The sequence below is a fragment of the Veillonella sp. T14073-2 genome (genome assembly GCF_002959875.1).
Classification (GTDB): domain Bacteria; phylum Bacillota; class Negativicutes; order Veillonellales; family Veillonellaceae; genus Veillonella; species Veillonella infantium.
On the sequence record NZ_PPDC01000007.1, the window covers coordinates 66,957 to 84,094 of the forward strand.

At 38.4% G+C, this 17,138-nt stretch carries 16 protein-coding genes; 3 read left to right on the forward strand and 13 right to left on the reverse strand.

The genetic code is table 11. From position 1 onward, the window contains the following. Positions 1 to 325: 325 nt before the first annotated feature. Complete coding sequence (locus VCHSUH04_RS07810) at positions 326 to 916, forward strand: nitroreductase (RefSeq protein WP_105086077.1); 591 nt, start codon at positions 326 to 328, stop codon at positions 914 to 916. A 194-nt stretch (positions 917 to 1,110) separates the two neighbouring features. On the opposite strand, the gene VCHSUH04_RS10355 is transcribed toward VCHSUH04_RS07810, so the two are convergent. Next, a complete protein-coding gene (locus VCHSUH04_RS10355) occupies positions 1,111 to 1,242 on the reverse strand; it encodes a hypothetical protein (RefSeq protein ID WP_255403492.1) in 132 nt (43 codons plus the stop codon). Between the two features lie 180 nt (positions 1,243 to 1,422). Between VCHSUH04_RS10355 and pgtP the strand changes: the two genes are divergently transcribed. Then, entirely contained in the window at positions 1,423 to 2,751 is a 1,329-nt protein-coding gene (pgtP, locus tag VCHSUH04_RS07815) for a phosphoglycerate transporter protein PgtP (RefSeq protein ID WP_105086078.1), read from the forward strand. Positions 2,752 to 2,821: 70 nt separating this feature from the next. Here the strand turns inward: pgtP and VCHSUH04_RS07820 are convergent, their stop codons facing one another. The 12 genes from VCHSUH04_RS07820 to VCHSUH04_RS07885 form a co-directional block, all read right to left on the reverse strand. Further along, positions 2,822 to 3,595 (reverse strand): hypothetical protein, encoded by a 774-nt coding sequence (locus VCHSUH04_RS07820; protein WP_105086079.1) that lies wholly within the window; start codon positions 3,593 to 3,595, stop codon positions 2,822 to 2,824. A gap of 666 nt (positions 3,596 to 4,261) precedes the next feature. Beyond that, positions 4,262 to 4,615 carry a Spx/MgsR family RNA polymerase-binding regulatory protein gene (locus VCHSUH04_RS07825; RefSeq protein WP_005384960.1) on the reverse strand — a complete coding sequence of 118 codons (354 nt, stop codon included), beginning with the start codon at positions 4,613 to 4,615 and terminating at the stop codon, positions 4,262 to 4,264. 76 nt (positions 4,616 to 4,691) lie between these two features. Then, a complete protein-coding gene (locus tag VCHSUH04_RS07830) occupies positions 4,692 to 5,006 on the reverse strand; it encodes a HigA family addiction module antitoxin (protein WP_105086080.1) in 315 nt (104 codons plus the stop codon). Positions 5,007 to 5,404: 398 nt separating this feature from the next. After that, positions 5,405 to 6,121: a DUF554 domain-containing protein gene (locus tag VCHSUH04_RS07835; protein WP_105086081.1), complete on the reverse strand. Its 717-nt coding sequence runs from the start codon at positions 6,119 to 6,121 to the stop codon at positions 5,405 to 5,407. A gap of 427 nt (positions 6,122 to 6,548) precedes the next feature. Continuing rightward, entirely contained in the window at positions 6,549 to 7,148 is a 600-nt protein-coding gene (locus tag VCHSUH04_RS07840; RefSeq protein ID WP_105086082.1) for a DNA-3-methyladenine glycosylase I, read from the reverse strand. Further along, positions 7,148 to 7,591, reverse strand: coding sequence for a hypothetical protein (locus VCHSUH04_RS07845; protein ID WP_105086083.1), 444 nt, complete (start codon positions 7,589 to 7,591; stop codon positions 7,148 to 7,150). Before VCHSUH04_RS07845 ends, VCHSUH04_RS07840 begins: the two co-directional genes overlap by 1 nt. 447 nt (positions 7,592 to 8,038) lie before the next feature. Then, complete coding sequence (locus tag VCHSUH04_RS07850; RefSeq protein WP_105086084.1) at positions 8,039 to 8,575, reverse strand: flavin reductase; 537 nt, start codon at positions 8,573 to 8,575, stop codon at positions 8,039 to 8,041. 21 nt (positions 8,576 to 8,596) lie between these two features. Then, entirely contained in the window at positions 8,597 to 9,178 is a 582-nt protein-coding gene (locus VCHSUH04_RS07855; RefSeq protein ID WP_105086085.1) for a hypothetical protein, read from the reverse strand. A gap of 1,146 nt (positions 9,179 to 10,324) precedes the next feature. Beyond that, complete coding sequence (locus VCHSUH04_RS07865) at positions 10,325 to 11,545, reverse strand: hypothetical protein (protein ID WP_105086087.1); 1,221 nt, start codon at positions 11,543 to 11,545, stop codon at positions 10,325 to 10,327. 933 nt (positions 11,546 to 12,478) lie between these two features. Further along, positions 12,479 to 13,048 carry a hypothetical protein gene (locus VCHSUH04_RS07875; protein ID WP_105086088.1) on the reverse strand — a complete coding sequence of 190 codons (570 nt, stop codon included), beginning with the start codon at positions 13,046 to 13,048 and terminating at the stop codon, positions 12,479 to 12,481. An 8-nt stretch (positions 13,049 to 13,056) separates the two neighbouring features. Next, entirely contained in the window at positions 13,057 to 13,629 is a 573-nt protein-coding gene (locus tag VCHSUH04_RS07880) for a hypothetical protein (RefSeq protein WP_105086089.1), read from the reverse strand. A gap of 35 nt (positions 13,630 to 13,664) precedes the next feature. Continuing rightward, the gene (locus VCHSUH04_RS07885) at positions 13,665 to 14,921 is read right to left on the reverse strand and encodes a hypothetical protein (RefSeq protein WP_105086090.1); all 1,257 of its coding nucleotides are present in this window, start codon (positions 14,919 to 14,921) and stop codon (positions 13,665 to 13,667) included. A gap of 567 nt (positions 14,922 to 15,488) precedes the next feature. On the opposite strand from VCHSUH04_RS07885, the gene VCHSUH04_RS07890 reads away from it, so the two are divergent. Further along, a complete protein-coding gene (locus VCHSUH04_RS07890; RefSeq protein ID WP_105086091.1) occupies positions 15,489 to 16,904 on the forward strand; it encodes a sodium:solute symporter in 1,416 nt (471 codons plus the stop codon). Positions 16,905 to 17,138 lie beyond the last annotated feature (234 nt).

Below are 17,138 nucleotides of genomic sequence, written 5' to 3' on the forward strand. Positions count from 1 at the left end.
ACGTAAAAAATCTACTTTGTTCAGATATTTTTAAATTTGTCAATTAATTAATATATTTTTTCTTTTTTATTAAAAAAATAAGTAAATCTATAGAATTTATGGGCAGAAATCACACCATATAACTGTGAACCTATTAACAAAATTTTTTTATATTAGAATTCAATACCACATGCGGACATGGCTTCTTCAAGACGTTTAGCATATCCCTTCTAGAGATTTTTCTAAATCTTATTCTAAATCTCATTCTAAATTTCTTTCTAGATTTATGTCATATAGTATAATAAAAGAAATACAATATAAAGCGGATTAATAATAGGAGGACTATATGAACACCTTAGAATGTATCAAAACACGTCATAGTACGCGTAAATTTAAAGCTGATCAATTAACTCGAGAACTTATCGATCAAGTCCTCGATGCTGGCCGCCGTGCTCCATCTGGCGGTAATACACAATTGACACATTTCATGGTTATTACGAACCAAGATGTACTCAATGAGTTAGTAACACTCGTTCAAGAGGAATACGGCAAAATGCCGATTACAGAAAATACATTACCTTACATGGTGAATATCATCAAAATGTCCGCAGAAGGCAAGTTTGTATTTAACTATGGCGCGCCTGTACTTATCGTATTGGCTAGCAAACCAAGTTATGCCAACAACTTTGCTGACGTGTCATGTGCAATGCAAAACATGATGCTTGCTTGCAACGAGCTCGACCTTGGCAGCTGCTGGGTTAACCAAATCCGCCATCTTCAAGACAACGAACGCATCCAAGCTAAAATGCGTGAGCTAGGCCTTGGAGAAGACGAAAAAGTCTACGCTAGCTTGGCTATCGGCTATCCAGACTTACCAAACGGCCTTAACCGCCGTGAAATCGAGCCAAAAGGCTACAAAGTGACATATGTGGATTAACAATATAGTTTACCTACAACTAAGCCTATAAGATAATTAATTGAATACGAAACAAGTAATTCTCTAACTATAAAAGCGCTATCAATTCCACTACTCATACAGAGTTGTTATCGGAATTGATAGCGCTATTTTATTGATTATATTACGTTTTAGCTCATGACGCCTTATCAATCAAATCAGTGGATGAATTTTAATTACCCTTCAAAGACGCGTTTACGAGCTGCTTTTACAAGAACGATATCTGCTGCTTCTACAGCAATATCACTGCCTACACCGCCCATGTCGATACCTACATCAAATTTCTTAAGGGCTGGCGCATCGTTCATGTATCTTGATAATCAAATGGATTTTTAAATAGAAGATATTTTAATGTTCTGCAGCCTATGCGCTAGCCCCATAATGGTGCGTTAAAATAACTATTTATCATAATTAAAAATAAAATATAGTCGACTTTTGGTCATACATGGTATGATTACAATGGCATTTTGTAGAAAGGATGTGTGATGATGTCGATTTTCTCTCCTGCTCCTCATATTGAACGATTACCAGAGGGGCAAATCGATTCCACCTACAAACGTCTTCGCAAAGAAGTCTTTGCAGGTACTTTTATTGGTTATGCTACATTCTATTTGATCCGCCAAAACTTTAGTTTAGCTGTTCCGTACATGATTGCTGAGTACGGCTACACTAAAGCGGATCTTGGTATTGTCATGACCCTCTTATCCGTAGCATACGGCATAAGTAAATTTGTCATGGGTAATGCGTCTGACCGCTCTAACCCAAAATACTTCTCCACAGTAGGTCTATTGCTCAGTGCTTTAGTTATGTTATTATTCGGCACCTTACCTGGTGTGTTAAGCAGTATTCCTATCATGTGTGTGCTTGCATTCTTAAATGGTTGGTTCCAAGGTATGGGCTATCCTCCATATGCGAAAAATATGGTAACTTGGTTCTCCCGTTCTGAACGCGGTGCTTGGTGGTCTTGGTGGAACGTATCCCACAATCTTGGTGGCGGTATTATCGCACCTCTTGCTACGTTAGGTATCTATCTATTTGGTACATGGCATAGTATTTTCTTCTTCCCTGCTCTTATTTCTATCGTTTTAGCTGTGGTTACATTCTTCTTGTTGAAAGATACACCTCAATCTTGTGGCTTGCCACCTATTGAGGAATATAAACACGAAACAGTAGCAACTGAAGTAAAAGATGAAAATAAAACTACTTTCAAAGAAATCTTCTACAAATATATTTTGCATAACAAATACTTATGGTATCTTGCAATCGCAAATATCTTTGTATACTTCATCCGTTATGGCGTAGTAAGCTGGGCGCCTACTTATTTGACTGCTGTGAAAGGCTTTACAAAAGAAGGTTCCCGTTGGGCTTACTTCTTATACGAATGGGCTGGTATTCCAGGCATGCTCGTAAGCGGCTATTTGAGTGACCGCGTATTCCGCGGCCGTCGTGCTCCAGCTACGATCTGCTTCATGCTATTCGTTATCTTGGCAATCCTTGTTTACTGGTTCAACCCAGCAGGCAATATCCTTATCGATAACTTAGCACTTATCGCTATTGGCTTCCTCATCTACGGTCCTGTTATGATGATCGGCCTTCAAGCAGCAGACATGGTACCACGTGTAGCAACAGGTGGCGCTACTGGTCTTACAGGCCTTCTTGGTTACCTCATCGGTTCCGCTGGTGCTGGTGCGTTCATGGGTCTCATGGTTGACCTTTATGGTTGGGATGGCGGCTTCGTAGCCCTCGTTGGTGCATGTATCCTTGCTATCGTATTCCTACTTCTCACACTTGGTGACAAATCCCAAGCAAAAGAATAATCTACAACTAGCTGTTGTATGAACATAAAAATTCCCTAGTAACACATGGTTACTAGGGGATTTTTTTATATTATGCAATACATAAAGAACTATTAAGAACTTTCAAATTATATACGAGACCCAGTCGTGCCAAACCGTGCAATGCAACGGCCGTAACAGGATCGATAAGACCAAATACACCAGCACCGATGATGGCAACGTGGAACACAATGGACACGATGAGTAGACCTAAATGAGACTGCTTTGTTACTTTTGAAAGCTCCGATACAGGAGATGCGTCATCCACAAGAGACCCCATCATGAGCGCTACTAAAATAAGTTCCAAGGAACATGGGCATAGTACCAATAACAAGGTTACAGTATGTATGAAATCCTGTGTCAATGCAAAGGAACCCATAGACAATAACAACACGGCCACTACAATAACCGATGAGTAGTTGTTGATACCTTGACGCAATGCCACTAGTTGAGATGGCATCATAGGAAGCATATCATCATCTACAGTGTAATGTGACTCACCCGTAATAAGCTGCTCCAAGAAGAAACCAGCCTGTACGATGAGCCCCACATAGGCCGCCGTATGATAATCGCCAATGGAAATGAGCGCCACCATGGCCACTACAATGAGGAAATTAGCATGGATCTCTAAACGCTCCCAAATACTTTGAACACTGTTAATAAATAGTGGTAAACCACAAACTAGAACCGTTACCCACGCTAAATCTATAACGGGATTTAGCACCTCTGTGATTACATCTAATAGGATAAATACAACACCTAGTGCCAAAATAGCACCTTGCGTAAATAGCGACACCTGCGCTGATAAAGACTGTAAAAACTTCATATGGACCTCTCTATACACTAGAACCGGCCTTACTTACTCCGGAAATAAAACACAAAACAACACAATAATAATTCAAAACGCTTTATACCTTAAGCAATTTAAAACGATCTGTGCCTAAAGTAATTTAAATCACTTTGTACCTAAGGTGATTTAAAACACTTTGTACCTGAGGTAATGTAAACTTTTTTATACCTGAGGTAATGTAAACTTTTTTATACCTGAGGTAATGTAGCCTCTATGTACCCATAGGGGTATATCTACAATGTAAATATTATACAAAACATACAAACTATATACAAATTAATTTTTTTGATAAATAATAAAGAACTGCATTTCCATTACAAAATAGGAAAAAGTAAATTCATAAAAATGACCTCTCCCTTTAAAGCTCTAGTTGAAAGCTCTTATTTCTTTATTAGATGTAAAAAGAACAGATCCCTAAAAACGACTTATCTCGCTTTGGAAACACTTCAATAGGCCCTAGTTAAAGATGCTAATTTCATATAAAAAGAAAAGCCCCTATCTCTAAAAATGACTTAATACTAAGAGGTATTAGTTGATAGCTCTAATTTCTTTATTAGATGTAGAAAGAACAGGTCCCTAAAAACGACTTAGCTCGCTTTGGAGGCTTTTAGGGACCTGTTCTTTCGGTTAACTAATATGAAATTAGAGCTTCAACGCCTCAATCCATTCTGCTTCTTTAAAGCCCACTAGAACTTTGTCTTCAAGAACCAAGATAGGACGTTTTACGAGCATACCATTGGATGCTAATAAAGCTAGTTTTTCTTCTTCACTAAGGTTTGGCAATTTATCCTTCAATTGTTGTTCACGATAAATCATACCGGAAGTATTAAAGAATGCTTTCAAGTCTTTACCAGATTGTGGGTACCATGCGGCGATTTCTTCAGCTGTAGGGTTTTCAGACTTAATATCACGATCTGTGTATTTAATATTATGATCATCTAAGAATTTCTTTGCTTTTTTGCATGTTGTGCATTTAGGATATTCAACGAATAACATAGCGTCTCCTTATAGTAATACATAATGTTATAACGATTTATTTATAGATTAAGTGTACCAAATATATCGAAAATTATCAATCAGCAATAGATTGAGTTGTAATACATATAATATTTTTTAAATCAGCTTGCAATCCCTCTGTATCCTCTGCTTCAAGCAAATCTAAATCCATCTGCAATCTTAAGAAAAACCCTTTAGACATGCCAAAATATTTACACAATCGTAAATCTGTATCTGCCGTAATTTTTCGTTTATCTTGAAGAATTTCTTGTATTCGTGATACAGGAACCATAATATCCTTCGCAACACGGTACGCACTTAGCCCCAATGGTTGCATAAATTCTTCATGTAGAACCTCACTCATTTTAGGTACTGGGATTAGTTCCTTCATACTTTTATCTCCTTAAATCCGATAATCATAGAATCTCTCCTTTGATTATACCTGTTAAACAGGTATAATTCAATAATATCTACCTGAATAACAGGTAGATTGGGATTAGAATTATTCTGCTTGCGATTTCGGTAAAAGATTTCTAGGTAATACCAGCCAAATCCTACTTTGGCAGTGACTCTATTGGTCACCTATTTCGGAACGTAAGGATCTATATCTATCAACTTAATTGGGTTGAGGGATGTCATTAACTTGATTGAGTGGAGAAATATCATAAGTTATTTTATTACAAAATAATTTCAGAAAATAAAAAGACCTATATCCTCCACCTCATGTACAAGGTACATATCAAAGGTTTAGAGAATATAGGTTTCTTATAATGCTATTTATAGTATGATTTACAGCAAGAATGTTAAGCCCATAGCCACAAAGATGGCTGGCAATAGGTTAGCAATACGGATTTTACCAGGCCAGATGAGGTCAATACCGACACAGAAGATCAGAATAGATCCCACGTAGGACAGGTTATCGATAGCACTCGGCGTCATTAGAGGCGCAGCGATGTGAGCCATAGCTGTAATAATCCATTGGGTAATCCCCACAGGAATAAAGGAGAACAATGCGCCCTTGCCCATAGAGGACACCATAACCATAACGATGATGCCGTCGAGAATGCCTTTCAACAATAGCGTTTGGTAGTTACCCGTCAAGCCGTCTTGAATAGAGCCTAGTACGCCCATGGCCCCCACGGTAAACGTAAGGGACGCTGTAATAAAAGCGTGCGTAAACTGCGGATCACCAGTGTTGCCAGTTTTTGCTTTCACCCAGTCACCAAAAACAGTAATCCAACGGTTAAGGTCGATAAGCTCGCCAATTACAGCGCCTGCCACCATGCTAATAATCATGAGCATAGGCCCCGTCGTTTGCAGCGTGCCGTTTACAATAACTAGCATATACTGCATGGCGCCGCTCATCCCAAGGAGGAGAACGATAATGCCGCTCACCATCATGAGCGTCTGTTTCAAATTTTCTTTCATAAACCGACCAAATGCGAGGCCGCACAAGCTGCCGGCTATGATGAGGCCAATGTTAATGGCCGTGCCCAAACCAATCATATATTTTCCTTTCTAAATTGTGAAAGTAAATGCTTATTTCATCATCAGTATATCAACTATATCGAAATAAATCAATTTGTCGAGACATACAATCTAACATTCCGATATATAGCAAAAAGCCCCTATCCAGTTAAGGATAGAGGCTTCATGTTATTTTATAGCGTTGAGAGAGAAGTATATGAGAGACCCGCTTTGGAGAGAGAGAATATATGTGTTTGTATATAAAGCGGGCCGACATATGATGGAACGCTATCTTTCCATCGACTATAGTATACACCTTAAGGTGCGGTTTAACACAAATTCAACTTTGTAAAATGAATTATGTATAAAAACTATTGTTAACTAATCATTATATGAATACGTTACAACAGACATTGAAAAGCAAGTAAAGAAATATAACGCTAAATACAGAATAATAAGAACTATATTAATTCTCACCATCCACAGGTAGTCGAATAATATCAGCATTTGCATTAATATCGTCAAAACAAGGACAGTCCTTGCCGTGATCGTTGATGAGACCACTAGCTTGCAGGTGGGAATAGATGGTAACAGGGCCTACAAACTTAAAACCTCGTTTCTTTAGGTCCTTACTAATCCGCGTGGACAAGCCATTCTTCGCAGGTACATTTCCATCAGGGTGGCTTTCATAAATAATAGTTTTATTGTCTGTGAAAGCCCAGATATAGTTGCAAAACGAACCAAATTTATTTTGAATATCTTTAAAAGCAGAAGCATTATTGATGATAGCTTCAATTTTAGGGCGAGACTTGAGCATCCCCTCAGTCTGTAAGATTCGCTCTACGTCGCTTTCACCATAACTAGCAACCGTATCAATATCAAAATGATCAAAGCAGCCTCGGATAATATCTCGTTTATTCAAAATCGTAAGCCAGCTGAGGCCACATTGAAGACTTTCAAGACAGAGATGTTCAAACTGCAACCGATCATCATGAATAGGCCGCCCCCACTCATGATCGTGATAGGCCTGATACAAAGGCGTTGTAGGCCACTCGCAAGTCGCCATCACACACCTCCATGTGCCCACACGAGGACATCATACATGAGAGCCACTACGAGGCCCATCACGAGATGACCACCTACGTAGAGCGGGATTAGCAAATAGATAAATAACAATAGGGAATGTAAGGTTTTGCGTAACCATACAATCGGCGTAGACGTACCGCCGCCAACCTTGCCATCTAGCCAATTGTGAACGATGTAGATAGGCGTACCTAAACGATGAATCCAATTAGGAAGTCGCTTACCAGGATTTAAGCTAGGGCAATATAAAATGACCAATGGTAACGCCACCGCATCAAGAATGAGCAGCATCGTTAAGGTCAAGGAGAACAAATCTATTTCGCCTTCCCACGTCACTGGATGTGCTATAAAGCGGAGGGCCCACAAATAGGCTTTATATACGATATACGGTTCTAATAGCCATAATAAGGGCTTCACTACACTCATGGGACTACCTATACCAAACACAAAATAAGAAAACTACGCATTCGCGTAGTTGTTTTTGATACTATTATTATATCAGATTTTGACCTTTTTGTGGGGTTAAAATTCACAAAATTTTGCTAAAATATACAATTTATAGTAGTTCTCACTGAAGGAACCCACTATATAAGCTATCCCTCACTATCGACTCATATATACTAATTTTTCATCAAAATTATGACTTATTTTGATAAATCCCTTAGAAAAATGCGGCATACAAAGTAACATAAAAACCAAAATAAAGAACTAAAATTAAAACTAAGAATTTGTATCAATATTATGTGGCATTTTATGCCCATGCCCTATGTTATTATAAATACAGGTAGTAAATACCGTCTCACTTTCTTTTGATAAACAATGCAAAAAAGGCAGCTCCTAAGGGCTGCCTTTTTTGTGTATTAAATGGATTGTCTATTTCTCTATAGCCTCAACTACTTCGCCGATGTACATATAGTGTGGTTCCCAACGATCTTTACCAGCTTGGGTATACGCAGCCGGATTCGCTGCATAATATTCCTTTACGCTATCTGCCAAATGAGCTTCATCAAATTGATGTTCATACAGTTTTTTACATACAAATGTTAAATCTGCTTCTTTGAAAGTCACACCGTTCCCTGCCGCCACTGGTGTTAGCCCAGAGTTAGCCACCTTATCTTCGTTGCGACCAGAATGAGAACCTAAATAACCAAGGGCCTTGCGATGGCTTTCAGGGAAGAAACTAACAGTAAAGGTATCGTATTTTGCCATGAATTCTTGGGTATAACGAGCTGGGTGGATATACACTGTCACCGTAGAAATATCGCCACCATTAGGGCCCCATACGTTGCCCATGCTACCCCAACTAACGGTACACGTATTAAAATCCTCAAGTGTACCTGCTGTAACCAGCGCCCAACGATCCTCGAACATAGTAAATGCCTTATAATCCTTCGTTTCAAATGGTTTCATAAGAACCTCCGCACATAGAATTTACTTAACAATAACCTCATCAAAATGTTCTTTATATACTTCATAATACACCGCATCAGCGATATCGTAAAACTCTTTATTTAGAGAATCTTTCACAACAGGTCTGCGCAGGAAGGCCCCTCGATGGATAGGCCAAGGCGTTCCATCAAAACCAAAGCGACTGATTTCCTCTTCATCGCGCATAATCCCTGAGTTAGACCACATATCTCCATTCATATTCGGATCAGTATTAATCGCCATTGCCCCTTGCTGTTGCGCCCGATAGGCCTTGCTAGCTGCTGAATTGCTAATGTCATAGGTGAAAGTCATATCCTTAACGGTAATCACTTTCTCATCATTCCATTGATACGCTTTATATACAGTCGCCTTAATCGTATAAATAGGCGGCTCAAAACCGATTACTTTCACCGTATTCACGTCAATATAGGACGCGCCACGCTCGTCTACATTAGGAATATCTGACACAAACTGAGACACCTGCTTGAACTGCGGCTGAGACGTGAGCTCCTCAATCGTGATTGCTTGGGCTGGAATGGTGAAAGCTAGCATAAGCCCTAGCGTTATTAAAAATCGCTGTAACATATATCCTCTCATATTTCTAAACATTTACAAAATAAATAAACACAGTCTTATTAGCATAAGTATACTATGCAAACAAGACTGTGCCTATTATCTATTATTTATCATTTATAATTTAGATTGTATAGGAGTTATCTCTATTAGTACTTATAATGTTTATCTTAATTTGACGATATATATCTTTAACTCTATAATATAAGTAGATAGTCAGACGAGTAGTTGCGTCAGGCTCATCTCGAAAATCAAAATACTTAGGAAATGGCCTTTCTGTTTACTTAGCTACCATGCGGTAACGGAGGGCTATTTGTCTTTTGTGAGACAAATAAGCGCTATTAAGGCTCCAAAAGCAATGACAACAGCCAGTACTTGTAAGAGGAGCATGATTATTTCATAATCACTCATAGACTTATCCCTCCCTTCAAAAACGAAGAGAGGCCCAACCTCATCTAACTATCCTAAGACTATTATAGAACGAACTAATATGCGATACAATAAGCATTGTATTATATAAATATACGAATAAACTAATAAAAGCTGAGCAATTTAATCAACATAGCAGCTCAGCTTTTTAGTTAATTTAACGTTTGATAGAATACTAATAATCTATCAATGGAATGCTTAAAACAGTAGAGACAGCAATTAAGATATACACTACAAGATATAGCTTTAACAAAAGAAGTAAACTACCAAATAGAACTTTATAGATAGGTGCTTCTTGTTTCTTAGATCGTATCCAGTCTTTAGTTTTATAATATATTTTTGGTTTGTTAAAAGCTGGCGGTAATCGCTTACACCATAAAACAAGCCACAGAATACAACATATATTACCAAAGAGAAAGAATAGAAATAGACCGAATTGCTCCAATGAAGATGCTTTCAATACATAAATATAATAGAGTAGCTGAGTAAAGGTCTCTACAAAGTTAATCCATAGATAAACAAGATAAGCCTTAAGCAAAAGCACTAATATAATTTTGATGTACTTGAGTTTACTCATTGCCTCTCTCCTATCTAATACCATAAAAACTTTAACACTAAAGTTCTTATTGAGTTAATATTTCAATCCATTTCATATACCACGGATTAAAGCTTGGATCTGCATCAGGCTTCTTTTTAGGCATTTTCACTAATATGAAAATAATTTTCGTATTACATTCTTTCTTGACTTTGAATGCGAATTACTTTATTTCTCAATGTTTCAATATTTGCAAAGTCAGAATATTCTACTGTATTACGCAATTGAATATGAGAATATGGTATAGCTCCATCAGTATAAACTAAACTCATAATATATACATTCTTGTCATCTCGTAAAAATCGATGCATTAAAGACTTTTTGCCTGGTTGATAGTTATCTACCAAAAAACTAGGAACACCATTATTCCAAACAGATGCTGATTGGATAGGTACATCACCTATAATTTGACTTTCTGGCTTTACTTCTGAAATTTCGTTAATAAAAGAATACATATATTTATCATCTACTTTTACAGGCTTCTTAGCCACAATAAGTCGCATACCTAATCCACGATAGTCTCTCATTTCGGCAGAGTCCTTTAACGATTTCTGTCCTATTAGTGTAAGTCCTTTAGGAATACGATATATGAGATTATCCCAGTTGACACTTTCACTATAATGATCCATATCATCTAAAGAGCGAATCGATGGAATCACATAATTACTCATAACGCGCTCTAGCTTATCGGTAACCGGCTGATTTTTGTAGCTAAGCCCTATCATATACTCTTTATTTGGTTGACTATCTAAGCCAACTACGGCAACCATAGCAGGCGTATTTTCACCGAAAGACTCTGTTTCAATAGCCCATTTGCCATGTGAAATACCAGGATATATGAATTCCCCTTTTCGCTCTGATTTTAGTTTACGTAAAGCATCATCATAATTCGGCTTCGTGCCGATTGCAAAAAACATGGAATTCTCTCTTACAATAGATAACCGTTCACCATCACTGCGTTTTGGATAATATTTACTTGCTAATAGTAGTCCAGGAACAGATGCTCGGATATTAGTACGATCATCATGCAACAACACAACAGTAGATTCATTAACAAGCAAATCCATCATCTTTTTAGAATCGCTTGCTATCTGATTAACTTCATCTCGTGTTAGACCCCAGTCAGTTGCATACATTTCCATACGCTTTTCAGATTTAGAATGTAACTCTATAACATCACTAGCCCCTACATTACTCAAACTACCGGCCCGATAATTCTCATACGCATTGGCCGGAATACTTGCATCAGCCCCTGGCATAGGTGTCTGTCCAGCAGGGACTTCAATCTGTACAGCACTTACATTCATGGTGAAAGCAGCTGCTAATGCCATCATGATTATACTTTTACGTAACATAAAACCCTCTCTTCTTTTCTTCTCTCACATTTACAACATAAATAAGCACAACCTTATTAGCATAAGTATACTATGCAAATAAGACTGTGCCTATTATTAATAATTTTATATTTTAAAATGTAAAGGGATTATCTCTATTAGTACTTATAATGTTTATCTCCATTTGACGATATATATCTTTAACTCTATAATATAAGTAGATAGTCAGACGAGTCCTAACGTCAGGCTCATCTCTAGTTACACAAAAGCATGAAGAAATGGCCTTTCAGTTATCTAGTCACACTAGGCAACGGAGGGCTATTTGCTTTTTGCAAGGCAAATAAGGGCTACTAAGGCTCCAAAAGCAATGACAACAGCCAAGCTATTTCTAAATATGAATAGTTTGGCTTTTGCATTGTGTAAATAGGTTTAGAGCGTATCAGAAATAAAATATGCGTGTTCAAAAGCTTTCAAAAGCTAACGAAATATCAATCCAAGAATTATAAGCAGAGGAATAACTAATATAACACCAGCCAAAATAAAACTAGCTAAAACAACCATAGTGCCATACGTTATTAGACATAACTTTATTAAAAAATCTATACAACTATATATACACATACCCACGGTAGATTGTTCTTTTAAAGAAATGAACCATGCTTTCACTCTATAATACATTTTCGGTTTATCAAACACAGGATATAGTTTCTCATACCATAAAATTACCCATGGTAAAACCCAAATATTCCCAAAGCAAAAAATCAATACCGGCACATAATCTCTTAATGGATATGCTTCTAATACATATCGATCGTACAGTAATGTATAAATCCCCCAAATAGAGGCTCCCCAAATAAGTAAAAGTACAAACTTTAACAGAAACCAAAAAATAAGTTTAATCATTAATCTAAGTCTATCCTCGATTCTGACCATTCTAATACTATCAATAATTTATTATGTCTCATCGTCATAAGCTATACCATATGCTTTTTGATAGAGCAAATTAGGCAATTTATATTTTTCATCACCAAAATCAGCAGGTAGAATCATAGCATTTAGATTTTCTTTATATACACGTTGTTGGCGAATCTGTCCATCATTATAATAGGTACCGCCATCATTAACAGTTCCAGTGATTCCTGAGTTCCCTTGTTTTGCACGCCAAATAGAGATATACGGTATCTTATTGCCTTGTTTTAGAGCTTGATTATGAGCATTAATTAAATGACGCAAAGACTGTCTCAATTGGTAATCATACGTAAGATGAATACCTTGAATCAAATTAGCCGCAGGCATTAACACATAAATAGTCGCTTCTACACGTCGATGACCATCGGGTGCATCTATAGCTTTAATAGAACTAAGATCCAAGTATTTGCCGTCACCACGACCAGAGCCAACGCTAGAGTTGACATGTAGATATCGACCCGGATTTAATAACTCAGCTTGTGATACGGCTTGCCCTTTCATGGGCAATACGAGGCAGGCTAATAACCATAGTGAAAGTAAATACATGCGTTTCATCGTCCACCTCACTGTACCACAATATCATCAAAATGCTGTTGATACACGGACATAAACATAGCATCCGCTATATCATACATAATAGTGTTATTACGATTAAGTGGGAACTTACGCGTATCATTCACATAATGCATTAGCTTCGTCGCCCCATCAAAGGTATACTTCGCCACCTCCACCTCTGTCATAGCTAAACCAGACTTACTTTCACTAGCCTCAATCAAAGCCATCATAGATGGACTTGGGTTCATTATACGAGACGAATGAATAAGGGTCGCTAACGAATAGTTTGTATCATAATCCACGGTAAGCTGTCTCTCATCGATAGTAGATTGATAAGACGTATCCATCACAACATAGTAGGTCCCACGCAAGGAATACTGTGGCGGTGCATAGCGAAGAGCTTCAATAGAATAGGTGTTTAAATAGATATACAAGCCACCACTCTCCATGGGACCATTCATCGATCGAGTATGAACTAACTTAAACTGTGGTGATGTTTTCAACTCTTGATAGGTAATTGCCTCTGTGGGCATGGTGAAAGCTAACAACACAAGGGCTAGCATCAAAATACGTTGAATCATAAAAACCTCTCTCAAACTAAATAGTCAAATACGGCTTATTTACTTAATAGCTTAATCCATCCCATATACCATGAACTAAAGATGGAACTATTTTCAAGTCTCTCCTTATATGCCTCTTCTTCCCGCCATTGTGACTCTTTTCGTAACTTTGCCGCATCATCAAAGCCTACGTATTCGATCATATCTCTTAGCTGTTTATGTGTATAAGACGTTTTACTTTCATCATAATTAATACGATAGCTGTAAACGTAAACAGAATCTCTCACAACATGACGGAGATAGGATTCATGATTAGGCTTATAGGAATCAACCAAAGAACCTGCAATCCCATTATTCCATACTACTGCGTATTGTGTGGGTGTTTCTAAATCACCATATTTATGTAAAAAATATAGTATTGGGATCTTAATAATCGTTACATCTTTCTTTTTGTCCTTAATTGAGCTACGTATTACCCGTATTTTAGCTCCTGTATCTTCATATAGTCTCACATCATACACCCCATCTTCGACGGCTTCACTGATCAACTTAGCCGTTTTGGGAATACGATAACTATAATTGCCCCAATGCTCAATTTGGCTATAATTATCCAAGCTAGATAAGGATTCTATGGATGGAATAATATAATTACTCATCACCACCTCAGGTGCTTTATCTTGATATGGATCTTCTGTATTAACCCATCCACCATAAGTAACTCCATATGTTGTCTTTGTATCATCCGGAGTGAATTCCGTATACATTATGCGAGAATTGTTTGACATGAACTTCCAAGATGCATTCCTCAACCCTGGATAATTATATTTTCCTTCACCTTCAGCATATTTACTAAGCTCTTTCCCATGAGGTGGTCCTACTACTAAAAATGTACTGAGACTTTGAACGGCAAATAACGGCCCTTTTCCAGCCTCAGATTCTATCACATCACCGCGGAAGCTAACATTTGGCACGGATAATCTGATATTTTTATCCCCTTCATGAATCAATACCACTGTAGACTGCGAATAATCTGCAAGCTCCAAAGCCTTAGCAAAACCAGGATGTTCCGAATTTAGCTTATCGAAGGAAGATGGAGGATTTGTAGGCTTTGATTTTATAAATTGACTAAATGACTCTGCTTTTTTCTCCGCTACCTCATTAATATGACGATAATTCTCATACGCATTGGCAGGAATGCTCGTATCTGCTCCAGGCATAGGCGGCTGCCCGGCTGGCACTTCGATCTGTACAGCACTTACATTTATGGTGAAAGCAGTTGCTACTGCCATCATAATTACACTTTTACGTAACATAAAACCCTCTCTTTTTCTTCTCTCACATTACAACAAAATAAGCACAACCTTATTAGCATAAGTATACTATGCAAATAAAACTGTGCCTATTATTAATAATTTTATAATTCAGCATATATAAGCTTTTTGTATATATTTAGTATTTATGGGTTTCGTATATATTTAGTATTTATAAGGTTTATCTCAATTTGACGATATATATCTTTATCCCTATAATATAAGTAGATAGTCAGACGAGTAGTGACGTCAGGCTCATCTCTAAACTAAATGAAACATGTAGAAATGGCCTTTTCGTTTTATCTAATTTCCGAAGAAACGAAGGGCTATTTTGCTATTTCTAGACAAATAAGCGCCACAAGTGCTTCAAAAGAATGCATAGAAAAAGCCCGTATTAACGGGCTTTTTTTAGTTCCTAATATATATACATTCTCCAATGTATCAAGAAACTCCTCTTTGTATTTTCTCCAGTTTTTATGGATAATTAAACTATACTTGATATATGCACCGCAAGTAGTAAGGGTGATTTAGTATGTGTCTCTAACTAGTTTGTAGTTTAGGAGGTGGCATATGGACGCTTTAACTATTATATGGGTCATTGTTTGTGCCTATTTATTACTGAACTTATTGGTCGGCGTGTATTGTCATATTCGTGTAAAAGATAGTACTGACTATCTACTCGCAGGTCGTCGTATTGGGGTTCTTATGACGGCAGGCACGTTAGCAGCTACGGAGATCGGTGGCGGGAGTACCGTTGGTGTAGCCGCGAAAGCGTATGGTTCTTGGGGTCTATCTGCAGGTTGGTACGTAGTATCTGCAGGGATTGGGGTTATTCTCGTTGCTTTCATCGCACCGCTATTGCGTCGTGCTATGGCAACAACAGTGCCAGAAATCATCGGTCGTCGCTTCGGTGGCTCTAGCCATTTAATTACATCCATTCTGTCCATGCTTGCCACAATTACACTAGCAGGCGTACAGATTACAGCGACAGCAACTATTATTAGCGTTCTCACTGGACTTTCAACAGAGCTAGCTATCCTCATCTGCGGCGCGGTACTCGTAATTTACACCATGTCCGGCGGCATGTGGAGCGTAACGATGACGGACGTTATCCATTTCTTCGTTCTTGTTGGGGGCTTCTCCCTCGCTGTGCCCTTCGTATTGCACAATGTGGGCGGCTGGGAATCGGTAGTAGCAAAACTGCCACCTGAGCAGCTCGGCTTTACTAAGGTTGGTTGGAAAACCATCATCGGCCTTATTATCATGTACTTCATGACCTTCTCCACAGGCCAAGAATCCGTACAACGGTACTTCGCCGCGAAGGACGAAAAAACAGCCGTTCTTGGTTCCATCATTTGTGGTATTATCATGGCTCTATTTGCCTTCGTTCCTGCTGTGTTGGGCCTCGTAGCATTGGCTGAGTTCCCGAACATCGAAGCGAACAACGCGGTGGCAACAGTTGCCCTTAACCTCATGCCTCCAGTAATGGCGGGCTTCGTTATGGCCGCTGTCGTATCGGCCACGCTTTCATCCGGCGCAGGCGACCTATTAGGCGCCGCTACTGTATTTACTAAGGATATTGTGGAACATCATTTTGGTAAAAGCCTCTCTGACGCTCAGCTCACAAATTATAGCCGTCTATGCGTCCTATTCCTCGGCATAATTGCCATCGTTATCTCTCTCGTAAGTAAAGCCATCATTCCGATGCTCGTATTTGCTTTCACCATGAGATCCGCTGGCCCATTCGCCGCATTCCTACTTGGCCTCACTTGGAAAAATGCAACAGCTGGCGCTGGCATTTGGTCTATCGTGCTCGGCTCTATAGCAGGCGTGTACTGGGAATTCGTGGGCAACCCATACGGCATCATGTCCATCATCTTCGGTTCCATCGTCAGCCTCATCGTCTTTGTGGCTGTGGTGTTCATTGAAAGATCCATGGGTAAACCACCGGCTCCACCGGCAATTCCTGATAACTTAAAGGAATAATGTAAAAGAATACGCTAAAAGAATATTCTAGAAGAATACACTAAAGAGAAAACTCCTATCGGTTAAACCAATAGGAGTTTTCTTATGTTACGACGACATCATCAAACTATATGCCATACAGGCATTCATCATGATTTGACGATATATCATAACCTTACTATAATATAAATAGATAGTCAGACGAGTCGTAACGTCAGGCTCATCTCTAAAAACAAAGAATCTTGAGAAATGGCC